This is a genomic window from Burkholderia sp. SJZ089, from assembly GCF_007828315.1.
GTDB classification, from domain to species: Bacteria; Pseudomonadota; Gammaproteobacteria; order Burkholderiales; family Burkholderiaceae; genus Burkholderia; species Burkholderia gladioli.
The window spans coordinates 1-15,913 of sequence record NZ_VIUM01000034.1; the positions used below are offsets into that span (position 1 = coordinate 1).

A 15,913-nucleotide genomic window follows, 5' to 3' on the forward strand; every position below is an offset into this window, starting at 1 on the left:
TGGCTGCCGATGTAGATCCAGCTGCCGGCCGTCATCTGGCCGTACATCATCAGGCCCTTGCGGTCGAGCTCGTTGAAGTGATCCCAGTTGGCCCAGTGCGGCACCAGGTTCGAATTCGCCAGCAGCACGCGCGGCGCGTCGGCGTGGGTGCGGAACACGCCCACCGGCTTGCCCGACTGGATCAGCAGCGTTTCGTTATCCTCCAGGTCCTTCAGCGAGGCGAGGATCTGGTCGAAGCAGTCCCAGTTGCGCGCCGCGCGCCCGATGCCGCCATAGACCACCAGCGCATGCGGATGCTCGGCCACCTCGGGATCGAGATTGTTCTGGATCATCCGGTACGCCGCCTCGGCAAGCCAGGTCTTGCAGGTTTTCTCGCTGCCGCGCGGCGCGCGGATCACGCGCGTCGGATCGAGACGCGGATCGATGTGCTTGGGATGGTTCATGACAGCCCTCGAAAGGAATAAAGCCGGATCGGCACGATCGGCTGCAGCGCAACCGGACAGGCACGAGTCTATCCGGCCAATGTTGTCTAGACAACGCGTTTTCAATAAAAAACGGTGCTTCACGGCCGAACCCGGTGTTTATCCCGATGCCGGAAAATCAGGCTAGAAACCCGGCAAGCGCACAGACGCCAGTTCACCGCACGAGCACAATCGCGCGGCCAACTTGGCTAGACAAATCGAGGAGAAAAACGAAACGCGCCACCGGCGGGCACGCGATGAAATGGCAGGGAAACGCGGGGAAGGATGCGAAAAAGCCGTGTGGAAAACCCCTGCTCAGACGCTGCCGGCCAGATGAAAACGCGAGGCCGGGTGCCACAGCTGCACCGAGGTGGCCACCGATTCGCCGACCCAGGTACGCCGCCACATCATCAGGCAGGGCTCGCCGATCTCCATCGCGAGATGGCGGCGGATCGGCGCGTCGGGCTTGTTGGCGTAGATGCGGAAATCGGCACGCTGGATCGGCGCGAGCTTCACCATGTAGCGGTTCGGCGTCTCGGTCGTGAAGTCCTGCTCGAGGTAATGCGGAAACACCAGCGGGTTGACGTAGCGATCCTCGTACTGGATCGGCTCGCCCTCCTCGTAATGCACGATGAGCGAGTGGAACACCGGCCCCTTCGACAGGTTCAGCGCGGCCAGCGCCTCCGGGTCCAGGCTGGTATCGAGCGCGAGCACCTTGGCGGTATGACGATGCCCGCGCGAGACGATCTCGTCGGCGATGTTGCGGATGTCGAGCACGGTCGACTCGACGTCGCGCGGCGCCACGAAGGTGCCCGAGCCCTGCACGCGCTTGAGCACGCGCTCGCTGGTCAACTCGCGCAGCGCGCGCGACACGGTCATGCGAGCCACGCCGAACTCCTTCACGAGCTCGGTCTCGGAGGGGATCATCTCGCCGGGCTTCCAGGTGCCGTCCGCGATATGGCCGATCACATAGCGCTTGATCTGTTCGTAGGCGGGTGCCAGCTTGCGCGCGGCCCGGGGCTGCGTCGCGTCGTCCACTGCGTTTGTCGTCATCGTTATTCTCGACTTCCTTCGTGAGGGGCTATCGGCCCGGCCCCGCGTGCGCTCGGGCGCGTCAGCCGCCGATCGCGGCCGGCAGCACGTCGTTGGCCGAGGCCAGCGGACCGCCCGCCGAAGGCGGCGCCGCATCGGCCACCAGGGTGCCGTCCACGGGCCGCACCTTGACCGGATCGGGCAGCGGCGGCGGCTCGCCATGGGCGATCAGGCCGAAGGCCAGCGTGATGTCGTCGGCCAGCGGGCGGTCGTCGCGATAGAACGCGACGTCGTGGCGGATGCGTGCGTAGAGCCGGTCCGTATAGGCCGCGCGCGGCGCCTCGACCGGCTGCAGGTCGTAGGCCTGGGCGGCGGCGAGCAATTCTATCCCAAGTATCCGGCAGCTATTTTCGATCACCGCCAGCGCCTTGAGCGCGGCCGGCGTGGCGTGACAGAGATGGTCCTCCTGCAGGCCCGAGGTGACGCCGCCGTCGAGGCTGGCGGGCGCGGCCTCGCGACGGTTCTGCGCGACCAGCGCGGCCGCCGTGTACTGCGCGATCATGAAGCCCGAGCGCGTGCCGCTGGCCTGCGCGAGGAAGGCCGGCAAGCCGCTGACCAGCGGATTGACGAGCCGGTCGACGCGCCGCTCGGCCATCGCCGCCACCTGGGCGACGGCGATCGTCAGGCTGTCCATCGCCAGCGCGATCGAGGCGCCCACCGCGTGCGCCTGCGAATAGACGCGCGGCGCCTCCGGCGTGCCGGTGACGATCGGGTTGTCGGTGGTCGAGGCCAGCTCGCGATTGACCACCTCGGCGGTGGCCGCGAGCACGTCGCGCGCGGCGCCGTGCACGTGCGGAATGGTGCGCATGCTGAGCGGATCCTGGGTATGCCGCCCCAGCGCCGCGGCCAGCAGGCCGCTGCCGTCCAGCGCCGCGCGCATGCGCTCGCCCACGCGCGCCAGGCCCGGCGAGACGCGCAACGCCAGCGAATCGGCATCGAAGGCGGCCATCTGCCCGCCGAGGTTCTCGAAGCTCATCGCGGCAACCGCGTCGGCCCAGTCGAGCATGCGCTCGGCGCGCCGCAGGGCCAGCGCGGCCAGCCCCGTCACGCAGGGCGTGCCGTTGACCAGGCTCAGGCCTTCCTTGGCCTCCAGCGAGAGCGGCGCGAGGCCGAGCCGTTGCAGCGCCTCGGCACCGCCCAGGCGCTGGCCGCGCCAGCGCACCTGCCCCGCGCCCACGCACACCAGCGCGATATGCGCCATGTGGCTCAGGTAGCCGACCGAGCCCATGGCGGGCACCTCGGGCAGGCAGTCGGCATCGAGCAGCGCCTCCAGCCGCTCGACCACCTCGGCGCGCACGCCCGAATGACCATGCGCGAAATTGTTGATCGCGGCCGCCATGATCGCGCGCGTCTCCTCGCGCCCGAGCGGCGCGCCCACGCCCACCGCGTGGCTCATCAGGATGTTGTGCGAGAGATCGTGCTGGTCGGCCGGCGACACCACCACGTCGCAGAGCGCGCCCACGCCGGTGTTCACGCCGTAGGCGCGAATCCCGCGCGCCACGATCTGCTCGACCAGGTGCCGGGCGGCGGCGATGCGCTCGCGCGCCTCGCCGGACAGGTGCAGCGCTTGCCCGGCGGCGACGGCGGCGATATCGCGCCAGTCCAGCGGGCGATCGGTACGGATGACGGCCATGGCGGTGTCCTGCGGATCAGACGAAAAACGATGTGGGTGAAAGGGCGGCCCCGCTCGGGGCTCAGTTCGCGTTGCGGTCCTCGTGGCCCGACACGAAGCGGCGGAAGCGTTCCGACTTCTGCTCGCCGAACACCTCGTCGGGCGTGCCGTCGGAATCGACCTGCCCCTGGTGCAGGAACATCACGCGGTTCGACACGTGGCGCGCGAAACCCATCTCGTGCGTCACCACCAGCATGGTGCGGCCTTCGTCGGCCAGCGCGCGCATCACGCGCAGCACCTCGCCGACCAGTTCCGGGTCGAGCGCCGAGGTGGGCTCGTCGAACAGCATCACCTTGGGATGCATGGCCAGCGCGCGGGCGATCGCCACGCGCTGCTGCTGGCCGCCCGACAGATGCGCCGGATAATGGCCGCGCCGCTCGCCGAGCCCGACCTTGGCCAGCAGCGCCTCGGCCTCCTCGACGGCTTGCGCGCGGCTGCGCTTGAGCACGCGCATCGGCCCCTCGATCACGTTCTCGAGCACCGTCATGTGCGACCAGAGGTTGAAGTTCTGGAACACCATGCCGAGCTGCGAGCGCACCCGGTCGACCTGGCGGCGGTCGCCCGGCTGCAGCGTGCCGTCGCGGCGGCGCTTCATCTTCAGTTCCTCGCCGCCCAGCGTGACCGAGCCGTCGTCGGGAATCTCCAGCAGGTTCAGGCAGCGCAGGAAGGTGCTCTTGCCGGAGCCGCTCGCGCCGAGGATCGAGATCACGTCCCCCTCGTGCGCGTCGAGCGAGATGCCCTTGAGCACGTGGTGATCGCCGAACGACTTGTGGATGTTGTGGGCGGACAGCGCCACCGGCTTAGCGGATTGCATGCGTTTCTCCAGGATCAGGCAGGCGTTCAGGGCGCGGCGCGCCGCGTCTCGAGCGAGGCGACCGGGCGCGACACCACGGCGGGCGCGGCGCGCAGGTGGCGTGACAGGCGCGTCTCGAGGAAACCGAGCAGGCGCACCACGACGAAGTTCAGGAACAGGTAGATCAGCGCGGCGCAGACGAACACCTCGGTGGTGCGATAGGTCTGCTGGATGATCTGCTGCGCGACGCCGGTCACTTCCCAGACCGTCACCAGGCTGGCCAGCGCGGTGGACTTGACCAGCAGCACGGCCTCGGTCGAATAGGCCGGCAGGCACTGGCGCAGCGCGATCGGGCCGATCACCCGGCGCAGCAGCGAGAAGCCCGACAGGCCGATCGCGTAACCGGCCTCGATCTGCCCGACCGGCACCGCCATCAGGCCGCCGCGGATGATCTCGGCAGTGTAGCCGGCGGTGCAGAGCGCGAGCGAGAGCACCGCGCACACATAGGGCTCGCGCAGCACCGGCCACAGGAAGCTCTCGCGGATCACGCCGAACTCGCCGAGCCCGTAATAGACCAGGAACATCTGGATCAGCAGCGGCGAGCCGCGGAACACCAGGATGTAGGCGCGCGCGAAACGGTTCGGCAGCCAGTGGCGCGACACGCGCATCGCCACGATCACCAGGGACAGCAGCCCGCCGATCACCAGCGACAGGAAGAACAGGCCCAGCGTGGTCGGCACGGCGGCGATCAACTGCCGCATGGTGTCGAGCAGGAACGGGAAATCGATATGCATGATGGGAGCCGTCCTCGGTCAGTTGCGGGCGAAGTTGCGCTTGAAGGAGCGGCCCACGTGCGCCTCGGCCTTGCCGAAGATGCGGTTCGAGGCGCCCGTCATCAGCAGGTACAGCACGCCGCCGGCGACGAAGAACAGGAAGTATTCGTGGGTGGAACCGGCCGCCACCTGGGTGGCGCGCAGCAGCTCGGCCAGGCCCGTCACCGAGATCAGCGCGGAATCCTTCAGGCTCAGTTGCCAGACGTTGCCCAGGCCCGGCAGCGCGAAGCGCAGCACCTGCGGGATCAGGATGCGGCGCGCGGCGGTCAGGCGCGGCATGCCGATCGCGCGCGCGGCCTCCAGCTCGCCGCGCGAGACGGCGAGCACCGCGGCGCGGTAGACCTCGGCCTGGTAGGCACCGGAGATCATGCCCACCGCCACCGCGCCGATCGCGAACGGCGGCACGCCGACGAAGCCGTCGGCGCCGAACCACTGGCCGATGGTGGTGACCAGGCTCGAACCGCCGAAATAGAACAGGTAGATCACGAGCAGCTCGGGCACGCCGCGGAACACCGTGGTGTAGCAGTCGCCGAGCACGCGCAGCAGGCGAAAGCGCGAGAGCTTGGCGGCCGCCACCAGGCCGCCGAACACGGAGCCGATCAGCAAGGCGGACAAGGTCAGCACGATCGTCATCAGCGCGCCGAGCAGCAGCACGCTGCCCCAGCCTTCCGATCCGAAACCGAGCGTGGAGATGAGAGAGGACATGGCGACTACCCCAGGCAAAGCAGGCTACGCGGCGGGCGCGCGCAGCGACATCGGAGTGGCATCGCGCGCGCCGCCGGCGGCCAGGCGCGTGATGCCGCGAGAGCGCGCGAGGCTTACGGCGTCACGTCGGTCTTGAACCACTTCAGCGCGAGCTTCTTGATGGTGCCGTCGGCCTTGGCCGCGGTGATCGCCGAATCGAACTTCGCCTTCAGGTCGGTATCCGTCTTGCGGAACGCCAGGCCCTCGCCCGGGCCCCAGATCGGGCCGGCCACCACCGGGCCGGCGGGCACCACCTTGGTCTTGCCCTGGTTGGCCGTGTAGTAGGTGATGTCGTCGAAGGAGGCGTCGATGCGGCCGTTGGCGAGATCCAGGTCGCGCTCGGGCGCGCTCTTGTAGACGCGGATCGAGGCGACGTCCTTGAAGTTGTTGTTGACGAAGGCCGTGTAGATGGTGCCCGACTGCAGGCCGATGGTCTTGCCCTTCAGGGCCTTTCGCAGGTCCTCGACGGCCGGCGCGTTGCTGCGCGCGTCGTTGTCCAGGCGCAGCGCCGCCACGTTGGGGGCCGACTTCGGCAGGATCTTGGTGTCCGCCACCGCGAAGGTGGCCGGGGTGGCCGCATAGGGCTGCGAGAGCGCGAGGATCTTCTCGCGGTCCGGCGTGATCGAGATCGCATCCATCAGGACATCGAACTTGCCGGCCTGCAGGCCCGGGATCATGCCGTCCCAGTCCTGGGTGACGAGATTGCACTTGAGTTGCGCGTGCGCGCAGAGATTCTCGACCAGCTCGGGCTCGAAGCCGCCCAGCTTGCCGCCGGGCAGCGTCAGGTTCCACGGCGCATAGCTGCCGTCGAGCGCGATCGTCACCGTCTTCCAGTCCTTCGCCTGCGCGGCGCCTGCCATCATCGCGGATCCGAGAACCGCGCCGACCAGCAGCGAAACGAGACGGCTGTGCTTACTCTTCATGTCGACATTCCCCATGGGTTTGGAACTACTTGCTTAAGCTAACGAGCGTTCTTGTATAGACAAGAATGGGTCAACAAAATCACCTTGGCAAGCAATTTCGAGAAAACCGGCGGGGACCTAGGGCATACCCGGAGACGCTTATCCAATATGGCTTTCAGGCGAATTCTCGTGATCGATTCCGGTGCAGGATTTCGCCTTGGCGAGGCATGTTCGCCAAGCTGGGGCAAGTCATCTAGTCAACTGAACAAAGCTCGATACTGTTGCCCGAGCCGCCGAGGCGCCGCGCGCGGCACGCGCCGGCCCGGTTGCACCGCTCATTGCAACCCGCGCGCGATCACGCGCTCAGCGAAGGCCTCGGCCACGCGCGGCAAGGTCCGGCCGCGCCGCTTGATCAGCGCCACCGGCCGCACGAAGGCGGCGTCGTCGATCGGCCGCGCCACCAGCTCGGGCTCGGCCAGCACCTCGCGCGCCGAGGCCGGCAGGATGGTCAGGCCCAGCCCGCCGCGCACCATCGCCACCGCCGTCATCATGTAGGTGGGCTCGCAGGCCAGCTCGGGCGTGCAACCCGCGCCGGCCAGCGCCGCGTCCACCACGGCGCGCACGCTGGTGCCGCGCGCGGTCAGTACCAGCGGCTCGGCCGCCACCTCGGCGGCGCTCACGCGGCGCCGTTTGGCCAGCGCGTAGGTGCGCGGGCAGATCACCACCAGCCGGTCCTCGCCGGCATGCAGCACCTCCAGCGCCGGATCGGCCGCCGCGCCGCCGGTCAGGCCCAGGTCCACCTCCTCGCCGCGCACCAGCGCCTCCACGCTGCTGGCCACCCCGTCGCGGATCTCGAAGCGCGCCTGCGGCACCTGCCGGCGGAAGTCGCGGATCAGCTCCGGCAAGGCGCTGGCGGCGAAGGTCGGCAGGCAGGCCAGGCGCACCGTGCCGGCGGTGCCGTCGCCGAGCGCGCGCGCATCGCGCAGCACCCGTTCCATGTCGTCGAGCGAGCGCTGCAAGAGCGGCAGCAGCGCGCGGCCGGTCTGGGTCAGCGCCACGCTGCGGCTGTTGCGGTCGAACAGGCGCGCGCCGACGGTCTCCTCCAGGCGCCGGATCTGCACCGTCAGCGCCGGCTGCGAGAGGCTCAGCCGCGCGGCCGCGCGCGTGAAGTTGCCGACCTGGGCGACGGTGACGAAGGCGCGCAATTCGCGAAGATTCAGATCCATAACGGTTCTTGATTGCTGCAATCAAATCATTTCAATTGTCTTATCGCGCTCCAAAACTTACGCTCGCCCTCACCAAAAGACAAGATCGGAGACACCATGATGCTGCCGTTACTGGGGCTCGCCACCATCGTCGTGCTGCTCGGCGCGATCCTCTCGAAACGCATGTCGCCGCTGGTCGCGCTGATCCTGGTGCCGATCGCGGCGGCCCTGCTCGGCGGCTTCGGCCTGCAGACCAGCGGCTTCGTGATCAACGGGCTGAAGAGCCTGGCGCCGGTGGTGGGCATGTTCGTGTTCGCGATCCTCTACTTCGGCGTGATCACCGACGCCGGCACGCTCGACCCGATCATCGACCGGATCCTGCGCGCGGTCGGCACGCGCCCCACCCGCATCGTGATGGGCACCACCCTGCTGGCCCTGCTGATCCACCTGGACGGCTCGGGCGCGGTCTGCTTCCTGGTGACGATCCCGGCCATGCTGCCGCTCTACGACCGGCTCGGCATGGACCGCCGCGTGCTGGCGGCGGCCGTCTCGATGGCTGCCGGCATCAACTTCCTGCCCTGGACCGGCCCGATGATCCGCGCCTCGGCCTCGCTGCACCTGCCGATCTCGGCGCTGTTCAATCCGCTGATCCCGGTGCAGGCGGTCGGCCTGGCCTTCGTGTTCGGCGCGGCCTGGTGGCTCGGCCGGCGCGAACAGCGGCGGCTCGGCGCGGGCCTGGCCGGCGGCGGCGCGATCCCGATGCCCGAGCGCGCGCTGACGGCCGACGAGCAGGCGCTGCGCCGCCCGCGGCTGTTCTGGTTCAACCTGGTGCTGACGGTGATCGTGCTCGGCACGATGGTGGTGATGGGCGAGAAGATCCCGCCCGCGCTGATGTTCATGGTCGGCTTCTGCATCGCGCTGCTGGTGAACTATCCCGATGTCGAGATGCAGCGCCGGCGCATCGACGCGCATGCGCGGGCCGCGCTGATGATGGCCGGCATCCTGCTGGCCGCCGGCGTGTTCACCGGCATCATGCAGGGCAGCGGCATGCTCAAGGCGATGGCCGCCGCCGCGGTCGGTTTCGTGCCGCCCTCGATGGCGGGCCATATCCCCGTCGCGCTGGGCCTGCTGTCGATGCCGCTGAGCCTGCTGTTCGATCCCGATTCCTTCTACTTCGGCGTGCTGCCGGTGATCGCCGAGGTGGCCGGCCAGTTCGGCGTGCCGGCCCTGCATGTCGGCCAGGCCGCCCTGCTCGGCCAGATGACCACCGGCTTCCCGGTCAGCCCGCTCACGCCGGCCACCTTCCTGGTGGTCGGGCTGTGCGGCATCGAGCTGGCCGAGCACCAGAAATTCACCTTCCCGCTGCTGTTCGGCGCCTCGGTGGTGATGACGCTGGCCTGCGTCCTGTTCGGCGTGTTCGCCCTGTGAGGCACGCCGCGACGGCCGTGGCAGCCCGCCGATACCGTCCAACCAAGTCGCGCAAGCGACCGGAATTCCCGTCATGACAGCTTCCGCATCCGCGTCTACCTCCGCTCCCTCCGCCCCGGCCGGCCGGCGCGTCCGGCTCGGCGCCGGCGCCGGCTACTCCGGCGACCGCATCGAGCCCGCCGTCGAGCTGGCCGAGCACGGCGCGCTCGACTACCTGGTGTTCGAATGCCTGGCCGAGCGCACCATCGCGATCGCGCAGCAGGCGCGGCGCGCCGAGCCCGCGCTCGGCTACGACCCGCTGCTCGGCGCGCGCATGCGCGCGGTGCTGCCGGCAGCGGCCGCGCGCGGCGTGAGGATCATCTCCAACATGGGCGCGGCCAATCCGCTGGCGGCCGCGCGCGAGACCGCGCGGATCGCCGCCGGGCTCGGCATCGCCGGGCTCAGGATCGCCGCCGTCAGCGGCGACGACGTGCTCGAGCCGGTGCTGCGCGGCGGCTTGCGTTTCGTCGAATCGGGCGAGGCGGTGGCCGACTATCGCGAGCGCATCGTCTCGGCCAATGCCTACCTCGGCGCCGAGCCGATCGTCGCGGCGCTGGCCGCCGGCGCCGATATCGTGCTGACCGGGCGCGTGGCCGATCCCGCCTTGTTCGCCGCGCCGCTGATCCACGAATTCGGCTGGCGCATGGACGACTGGGCCCGGCTCGGCCAGGCCACCGTGGTCGGCCACCTGCTCGAATGCGCGGGCCAGGTGACGGGCGGCTACTTCGCCGACCCGGGCTGGCTGGACGTGCCGGACCTGGCGCGGCTCGGCTTCCCGATCGGCGAGGTGGTCGAGGACGGCGCGGTGACGATCACCAAGCTGGCCCGCTCGGGCGGGCGCGTCAGCGCCGAGACCTGCAAGCAGCAACTGATCTACGAGATCCACGATCCGGCGCGCTACCTGCAGCCCGACGTGACGGCCGATTTCAGCCGCGTGACGGTGAGCGAGGAAGGCCCGGACCGCGTGCGCGTGACGGGCGGCACCGGCCGCACGCGGCCCGATACGCTGAAGGTTTCGGTGGCCTATGCCGACGGCCATATCGGCGAAGGCCAGATCTCCTACGGCGGCCCGGGCGCGCTGGCGCGCGCGCGGCTGGCCGGCGAGATCGTGCGCGAGCGGCTGAAGCTCACGGGCGTGCAGCTCGACGAACTGCGCATCGACCTGATCGGCGTCGATTCGCTCTACGGCGCGACCGGCATCGACGCACGCGAGGCGCGCGGCGAGCCGGCCGAGCTGCGGCTGCGCGTGGCCGGCCGTTGCGCGACGGCCGCCGAGGCGGCGCGCATCGGCAACGAGGTCGAGACGCTCTATACCAACGGGCCGGCCGGCGGCGGCGGCGCGACCAAGACGGTGCGCGAGGTGCTGGCGGTGCAGTCGGTGCTGCTGCCGCGCGAGCAGGTGCGGCCCGTATTCACGATGCTGGAGGTTGACGATGCAACTGCGTGAACTGGCGCATTCGCGCACCGGCGACAAGGGCAATACGCTGAACGTCTCGGTGATCTGCCGCGACGCGCGCGACTACGCGCACCTGCGCGAACACCTGAGCGCCGAGCGCGTGAAGGACTGGCTCGGCGCCTTCGTGCTGGGCGAGGTGGTACGCCACGAGCTGCCGATGCTGGCGGCCTTCAACTTCGTGCTCGGCAAGGCGCTGGGCGGCGGCGTGACGCGTTCGCTCGCGCTCGACGCGCATGGCAAGTCGGTCGGCTCGGTGCTGCTGGCCATCGAGGTGCCGGCGCCGCCGCGCGGCTGAACGACTGAGCTGCGCGCTCAGGAAATGGATCGCGGTGCGTGAGCCAGGGTCATGTTTTGTGCCAGGTCGTGGTTGACCCACAGGGTGGCCCCTTCCCGCTCGAGGATTTCGTCGATCCGATTCATCGAGGCGATCGATCCCAAGGCATCCGCGTTGAAGGCGGGAACGCATCTGCACTGGAAATTGCGGCGGTTGTGGGCCACGTCGCCGCTGAGCAGCACCACGCCGCTGTCCGGCAGGTTCACCATCAGCGAACAATGGCCGGGAGTATGACCGGGCGTCGAGATGATGCGAACGGCGCCGTCGCCGAACACGTCATGATCGCCCTCGATGACCTCCGTGTCATTGCCCAGCAGCGATGCATAGAGCTCGGGCTTGAATCCGAACGCACCGGGATCGGGGCCGAACATCGCCTCGTATTCGGCTTTCTGCGCGATCCATCTTGCCCGGCGAAACAGCCTGCAATTGCCGACGTGATCGTAGTGCGCGTGGGAAATGGCGAGTATCGCGATGTCGTCCGGATCCACGCCGATCTCGGCAAGCTGGGACTCCATGGTTCGGTTCACGCTGCCATGAATCCCGTGCGCGATGACTCTTCCTGCCGGTTCCTCGATCAGGTCGTCCTGCGTCCCGGTATCCCACAGCATCCATTGATTCCGATGCCGGATCAGATACGCGTTGCAGCTCAGCGTCATCGGCTTTCCAACGTCGAAACCCGGCGAATAGATCGACGCATCCTCGACCCGGGCGGTACCGCCGTCGAGAATGTAGATGCGCTCGACCGATGCCCTGCTTTCCATCGAACCCCTCCCGATATCAGGCAAATCTCACGGACAGCTCGCCCAGCCCCTCGATCGAGGACACCACTTCATCCCCGGGCGCGAGCCATCGGCGCTGTTCGCGCGGCACCTTTTGCCCCCAGATCACGCCTGGCGGCGTGCCGGTGAACACGATGTCGCCCGGCTCGATGCTCATGATGCTGGTCACGTAGCTGACGATCTTCCGGCAATCGAAAATCATGTCGGCGGTATTGCCGTCCTGCACCAGCTCGCCGTTCATCCAGGTGCGCAGCCGCAGCGCGTTCGGGTCCGGCACCCGGTCACGCGTCACCAGCCACGGACCGAGCGGGGCAAAACCGTCGGACATCTTGCCCGCCATGAACTGCGAGGTGATGTTCTGCAGCCCGCGCGCGCTGATGTCGTTGCCGATCGCATAGCCGGCAAGCACGGAAAGGGCATCGGCCTCGGGCACGTCGCGGCATCGCTCGCCGAAGATCAGCACCAGCTCCGTCTCGTAGTCGAATTCGCGATCCATTCGCGTGGGCAGCGTCACCTCGCCGCGATGGTGATTGAGGGCGTTCGCGTACTTGGCGAACAGCGGCGGCGCCTTGGGAACCGGCGTGCCTGTCTCGGCGGCATGAGCCTGATAGTTGAAGCCCACGCAGACGATTTTTCGAGGCCGGGTGACGAGCGGTGCAAACACGACATCGGCCGCCTCCAGGCCCGCGTGGCCCCCTTTGGAGCGGACCCGCTCGACGATCGCGCGCACCTGGTCCGCCAGGCCATTCTGGATCAGGTCGTCGATATCCGCGGGCGCCGGCAGGTTCAGCTCGCGGCCCGCGCGCGTGATGTTCACGATCCTGCCGTCGATCTCCGCGCCGAGCGCCAACGCGCCATCGGCACGCAGATTGGCCAGCCTCAGGTCGAGCGCGCCGACCTTGGCGCCATTTCCAGCGATACCCATATGCAATCCTCGAACAAGTGCGATGAATGGGGAGCCGCATGACGGCGCATGGGGATTTCTCGAAACCGCCCGGCGTGCGACCAATCTCCTTTGGTGGATTATATCTACGATAGGAGAATTATCAAGGGGACATGATCGGGCCGGATTCGTCTTGTTCCGGATCGACCTGGCTGGCGCTCAATTGAAACTTTCTCCCATAGTGGAAGATAATGATCGGCCCTGTAGACTGACACGATGGCCTTGAAAAACGATCGCTCATCCGTCCCTAACGCGAATGCCGATGCATCGAGCGAAGCGGACGAACTCTCCGAAGCCTTCGGCGCCCGGGTGCGCAAGCTTCGTGCCGCCGCCGGGATGACCCTGGAGCAGTTGTCGGATCGTTCAGGCGTGAGCCGCGCCATGCTGTCCAAGGTCGAACGCGGAGAAAAGAGCCCGACCATCGGCATCGCGACCCGCATCGCCCAGAGCCTGCGCACCTCGCTGACGGAACTGGTGGGGGGAAGCGCCTCGAAAGGCGCCACGGTGTTGATGCGCAGGGCCGCCCGTCCGATCTTCCGGGATCCCGAAAACGGTTTCGAGCGGCATATCGTGTCGCCGGCCACCGGCGGTGGACGTGTCGAACTCGTCTATCACCATCTCCCGCCCGGCGTGTCCACCGACCGCCTTCCCGCCTATCCCGAAGGAACCGAAAAACAGATCGTGGTGACGATCGGCCATCTCGTGGTCGACTTCTTCGACGCCAGGGAGTACCTCGGCCCCGGCGATTCGCTGTTCTTCCAGGCGAACGTCGATCATGCCTTCGTCAACCAGACCGACGAGCCCTGCGGCTACTACATGGTCATATCGCGACGCGATTGAGATCGGAAGACGACGCGACGGACGGTGCGCCGGCCCATCGCCGAAGCGGGTAGCCAACCGCCTTGCCCTCGTGCTGCGCGCAATCGAGGCAGACGAACATCGAATGCGCGCCCGGCATGCCGAACACTCTGCATACCGAACGAATCGACCTCAGCCCGCCCTCGCCTCGCGCCGCACCGCCTGCGGCGGCACCCCGAAGCCGCGCACGAAGGCCTCGCGCAGATGGCGCCGGTCGCGAAAGCCGGTCTCGCGCGCGATCACCTCCAGCGAATGCGTGCCGCGCTCGATCATCAGGCGCGCCGCCTCCAGGCGCAGGCCTTCGATCGCCTTGGCCGGCGACTGCCCCGTCTCGCTGGTGAACACGCGGCTGAACTGGCGCGGGCTCAGGTTCGCCGCGGCGGCCAGCTCCTCCACCGAAACGGCGCGATCGAGATGCTGCCGCGCGTAGTTGAGCGCGTTCTGGATGCGATCGGACTTGGGCGCGAGCGCGAGCATCTCCGAATGCTGCGACTGGCCGCCCGAGCGGCGCTGGTGCATCACCAGCTTGTGCGCGACGCTGCGCGCCACCTCGGCGCCGAGATCGTGCTCGACCATCGCCAGCGCCAGGTCGAGGCCGGCCGTCATGCCCGCCGAGGTCCAGACCGGGCCGTCGACAATGTAGATGCGATCGTCCTCGACCTGCACCGCCGGATGCTGCTGCCCCAGCGCGCGCGCATAAGCCCAGTGCGTGGTGGCGCGCCGGCCGTCGAGCAGTCCCGCCTCGGCCAGCATGAAGCCGCCGGTGCAGATTCCCGCCACGCGCCGCGCGCGCAAGCCGGAGCGGCGCAGGAAGGCCAGCAGCGGCCCGGGCGCCGGCACCGCCAGCGGATCGATCACGCCGGCCACGATCCAGGTGTCGACGCCCGCGCGCGGCGACACCGCGCGCGTTTCCACGTGCATGCCCAGCGAGGAGCGTTGCAGGCCGCCCTCGATCGAATAGTTGTCGACCGCGTAGAACGGCTCGCCGGCGGCCTGGTTGGCCACCTCGAAGATGGTCTGGGTGGCCAGCGCCATCATCTGGAAGCCGTCGCAGAGCAGGTACCCGATTCGATGCATGGCCGTCTCCCGGCGTCGATGTCATGAAAGATGTATTTATACACGATTCAAGACATGGCCGTGGCAAGGCGCTTCGGCCGTGCGAAGCGCAGCCGCGAAGCCGCGATACCGCCGGAACGGAACATCCTTAGCTGAAAAACTTGGTTGGATCGTCGGCGCGCGGCCGCGACCATGTCGGGTTGCTTCATATCGCATCAAGGAACACGGATGACCGCCCCCCTGCCCCGCTTCGGCGTCTGGGCGCTCGTGCACGGCTCGCGCGCGGCGCTGCAGGACCCCGACGAACCCTATGACGCCTCCTGGGCGCGCAACAAGGCGCTGGTGCTCGAGGCCGAACGGCTCGGCTACGACTCGGTGCTGGTCGCCCAGCACACCGTCAACCCGCACCAGCCCTCGCTCGATCAGCTCGAGGCCTGGACCGCCTCGGCCGCGCTCGCGGCGCTCACCGAGCGCATCGAGATCATCGCGGCCATCAAGCCCTACCTCTATCACCCGGTGGTGCTGGCCAAGATGGCGCAGCAGATCGAGCTGATCAGCGGCGGGCGCTTCGCGATCAACCTGGTCAATGCCTGGAACCGGCCGGAGCTGGAGCGCGCCGGCATCGGCTTCGCCGAGCACGATGCGCGTTACGCCTATGGCCGCGAATGGATCACCGTGGTCGAGGCGCTGCTGCGCGGCGAAACCGTGCGCTTCGCCGGCGAGCATTTCCGCATCGACGACTACGCGCTGCGGCCGACCGATCCCTATCGGGCGCGGCCGCGCATCTACGTGGGCGGGGAATCGGAGCCGGCGCGCGCGCTGGTGGCCGACAAGGGCGATGTCTGGTTCATCAACGGCCAGCCGCTGGAAGCCGTCGAGGCGCTGATCGCCGACGTGGGGGCGCGCTCGCGCCCGGGCGCGGCGGCGCCGCTGCGCTTCGGGCTGTCCGCCTTCGTGATCGCGCGGGACAGCGCGGCGCGGGCCGAGGCGCACCTCGCGCATCTGTTCGCGCTCGCCGAGCGCGACAAACCCTTGCGCGAGCAACAGAAGGCCAACATCGATCCGAACGCGGTGATGTTCCGCACCTTCGCCCAATCGGCGCGCGTCGGCTCGAACGGCGGCACCGCCGCGGGGCTGGTGGGCAGCCACGACCAGGTGGCCGAGCGCATCGTGGCCTTCCATCGCGCCGGCATCGAACTGTTCATGCTGCAGTTCCAGCCCTTCGAGGCCGACATGCGCGACTTCGCCGAGCAGGTGGTGCCGCGCGTGCGCTGGCTGCTGGCGCGCTAGCTTCGGGCGCCCGGCCAAGCCGCCGCCG

The 15,913-nt window shown here is 68.6% G+C and carries 15 protein-coding genes and 1 pseudogene; 5 read left to right on the top strand and 11 right to left on the bottom strand.

Going from position 1 to position 15,913, the window contains the following annotated elements:
- The 8 genes and pseudogenes from FB600_RS35510 to FB600_RS35545 form a co-directional block, all read right to left on the bottom strand.
- Window positions 1-443 (bottom strand): annotated as a pseudogene (locus tag FB600_RS35510) (urocanate hydratase); the annotation flags it as partial.
- A gap of 333 nt (window positions 444-776) precedes the next feature.
- Window positions 777-1,514: a histidine utilization repressor gene (gene hutC / locus FB600_RS35515; RefSeq protein WP_096748950.1), complete on the bottom strand. Its 738-nt coding sequence runs from the start codon at window positions 1,512-1,514 to the stop codon at window positions 777-779.
- Window positions 1,515-1,575: 61 nt separating this feature from the next.
- Complete coding sequence (gene hutH / locus FB600_RS35520) at window positions 1,576-3,186, bottom strand: histidine ammonia-lyase (RefSeq protein ID WP_096748951.1); 1,611 nt, start codon at window positions 3,184-3,186, stop codon at window positions 1,576-1,578.
- Between the two features lie 61 nt (window positions 3,187-3,247).
- Complete coding sequence (locus FB600_RS35525) at window positions 3,248-4,039, bottom strand: ABC transporter ATP-binding protein (RefSeq protein ID WP_013697954.1); 792 nt, start codon at window positions 4,037-4,039, stop codon at window positions 3,248-3,250.
- Between the two features lie 26 nt (window positions 4,040-4,065).
- Window positions 4,066-4,812, bottom strand: a complete 747-nt coding sequence (locus tag FB600_RS35530) for an ABC transporter permease (RefSeq protein ID WP_013697953.1) — start codon at window positions 4,810-4,812, stop codon at window positions 4,066-4,068.
- An 18-nt stretch (window positions 4,813-4,830) separates the two neighbouring features.
- Window positions 4,831-5,556, bottom strand: a complete 726-nt coding sequence (locus FB600_RS35535; protein ID WP_013697952.1) for an ABC transporter permease — start codon at window positions 5,554-5,556, stop codon at window positions 4,831-4,833.
- Window positions 5,557-5,669: 113 nt separating this feature from the next.
- Window positions 5,670-6,518, bottom strand: coding sequence for a transporter substrate-binding domain-containing protein (locus FB600_RS35540; protein ID WP_036039092.1), 849 nt, complete (start codon window positions 6,516-6,518; stop codon window positions 5,670-5,672).
- 314 nt (window positions 6,519-6,832) lie between these two features.
- Entirely contained in the window at window positions 6,833-7,723 is an 891-nt protein-coding gene (locus tag FB600_RS35545) for a LysR family transcriptional regulator (protein WP_145758210.1), read from the bottom strand.
- Between the two features lie 99 nt (window positions 7,724-7,822).
- Between FB600_RS35545 and FB600_RS35550 the strand changes: the two genes are divergently transcribed.
- From FB600_RS35550 to FB600_RS35560, 3 genes are all read left to right on the top strand, one after another.
- Window positions 7,823-9,130: a CitMHS family transporter gene (locus tag FB600_RS35550; RefSeq protein ID WP_096750594.1), complete on the top strand. Its 1,308-nt coding sequence runs from the start codon at window positions 7,823-7,825 to the stop codon at window positions 9,128-9,130.
- Between the two features lie 73 nt (window positions 9,131-9,203).
- On the top strand, window positions 9,204-10,616 hold the full coding sequence (locus FB600_RS35555; RefSeq protein WP_145758209.1) for an acyclic terpene utilization AtuA family protein: 1,413 nt from the start codon (window positions 9,204-9,206) through the stop codon (window positions 10,614-10,616).
- Entirely contained in the window at window positions 10,603-10,920 is a 318-nt protein-coding gene (locus FB600_RS35560; protein WP_145758208.1) for a hypothetical protein, read from the top strand. Before FB600_RS35555 ends, FB600_RS35560 begins: the two co-directional genes overlap by 14 nt.
- A gap of 17 nt (window positions 10,921-10,937) precedes the next feature.
- On the opposite strand, the gene FB600_RS35565 is transcribed toward FB600_RS35560, so the two are convergent.
- Together FB600_RS35565 and FB600_RS35570 are read right to left on the bottom strand one after the other, a co-directional pair.
- A complete protein-coding gene (locus tag FB600_RS35565; protein WP_098154066.1) occupies window positions 10,938-11,720 on the bottom strand; it encodes an N-acyl homoserine lactonase family protein in 783 nt (260 codons plus the stop codon).
- 16 nt (window positions 11,721-11,736) lie between these two features.
- Window positions 11,737-12,747 (bottom strand): fumarylacetoacetate hydrolase family protein, encoded by a 1,011-nt coding sequence (locus FB600_RS35570; RefSeq protein ID WP_227742986.1) that lies wholly within the window; start codon window positions 12,745-12,747, stop codon window positions 11,737-11,739.
- A 150-nt stretch (window positions 12,748-12,897) separates the two neighbouring features.
- Between FB600_RS35570 and FB600_RS35575 the strand changes: the two genes are divergently transcribed.
- A complete protein-coding gene (locus FB600_RS35575) occupies window positions 12,898-13,521 on the top strand; it encodes a helix-turn-helix domain-containing protein (RefSeq protein ID WP_036039023.1) in 624 nt (207 codons plus the stop codon).
- A 150-nt stretch (window positions 13,522-13,671) separates the two neighbouring features.
- On the opposite strand, the gene FB600_RS35580 is transcribed toward FB600_RS35575, so the two are convergent.
- Window positions 13,672-14,616, bottom strand: coding sequence for a GlxA family transcriptional regulator (locus FB600_RS35580; protein ID WP_096748958.1), 945 nt, complete (start codon window positions 14,614-14,616; stop codon window positions 13,672-13,674).
- A 207-nt stretch (window positions 14,617-14,823) separates the two neighbouring features.
- Here FB600_RS35580 and FB600_RS35585 point away from each other — a divergent pair, with 207 nt between their 5' ends.
- Complete coding sequence (locus FB600_RS35585; RefSeq protein ID WP_013697942.1) at window positions 14,824-15,885, top strand: LLM class flavin-dependent oxidoreductase; 1,062 nt, start codon at window positions 14,824-14,826, stop codon at window positions 15,883-15,885.
- Window positions 15,886-15,913 lie beyond the last annotated feature (28 nt).

Excerpts from the sequence above, each read along its gene's own strand:
- hutC (WP_096748950.1), bottom strand. The coding sequence starts at position 1,514 with ATGACGACAAACGCAGTGGACGACGCGACGCAGCCCCGGGCCGCGCGC.
- hutH (WP_096748951.1), bottom strand. The coding sequence starts at position 3,186 with ATGGCCGTCATCCGTACCGATCGCCCGCTGGACTGGCGCGATATCGCC.
- FB600_RS35525 (WP_013697954.1), bottom strand. The coding sequence starts at position 4,039 with ATGCAATCCGCTAAGCCGGTGGCGCTGTCCGCCCACAACATCCACAAG.
- FB600_RS35530 (WP_013697953.1), bottom strand. The coding sequence starts at position 4,812 with ATGCATATCGATTTCCCGTTCCTGCTCGACACCATGCGGCAGTTGATC.
- FB600_RS35535 (WP_013697952.1), bottom strand. The coding sequence starts at position 5,556 with ATGTCCTCTCTCATCTCCACGCTCGGTTTCGGATCGGAAGGCTGGGGC.
- FB600_RS35540 (WP_036039092.1), bottom strand. The coding sequence starts at position 6,518 with ATGAAGAGTAAGCACAGCCGTCTCGTTTCGCTGCTGGTCGGCGCGGTT.
- FB600_RS35545 (WP_145758210.1), bottom strand. The coding sequence starts at position 7,723 with ATGGATCTGAATCTTCGCGAATTGCGCGCCTTCGTCACCGTCGCCCAG.
- FB600_RS35550 (WP_096750594.1), top strand. The coding sequence starts at position 7,823 with ATGCTGCCGTTACTGGGGCTCGCCACCATCGTCGTGCTGCTCGGCGCG.
- FB600_RS35555 (WP_145758209.1), top strand. The coding sequence starts at position 9,204 with ATGACAGCTTCCGCATCCGCGTCTACCTCCGCTCCCTCCGCCCCGGCC.
- FB600_RS35560 (WP_145758208.1), top strand. The coding sequence starts at position 10,603 with ATGCAACTGCGTGAACTGGCGCATTCGCGCACCGGCGACAAGGGCAAT.
- FB600_RS35565 (WP_098154066.1), bottom strand. The coding sequence starts at position 11,720 with ATGGAAAGCAGGGCATCGGTCGAGCGCATCTACATTCTCGACGGCGGT.
- FB600_RS35575 (WP_036039023.1), top strand. The coding sequence starts at position 12,898 with ATGGCCTTGAAAAACGATCGCTCATCCGTCCCTAACGCGAATGCCGAT.
- FB600_RS35580 (WP_096748958.1), bottom strand. The coding sequence starts at position 14,616 with ATGCATCGAATCGGGTACCTGCTCTGCGACGGCTTCCAGATGATGGCG.
- FB600_RS35585 (WP_013697942.1), top strand. The coding sequence starts at position 14,824 with ATGACCGCCCCCCTGCCCCGCTTCGGCGTCTGGGCGCTCGTGCACGGC.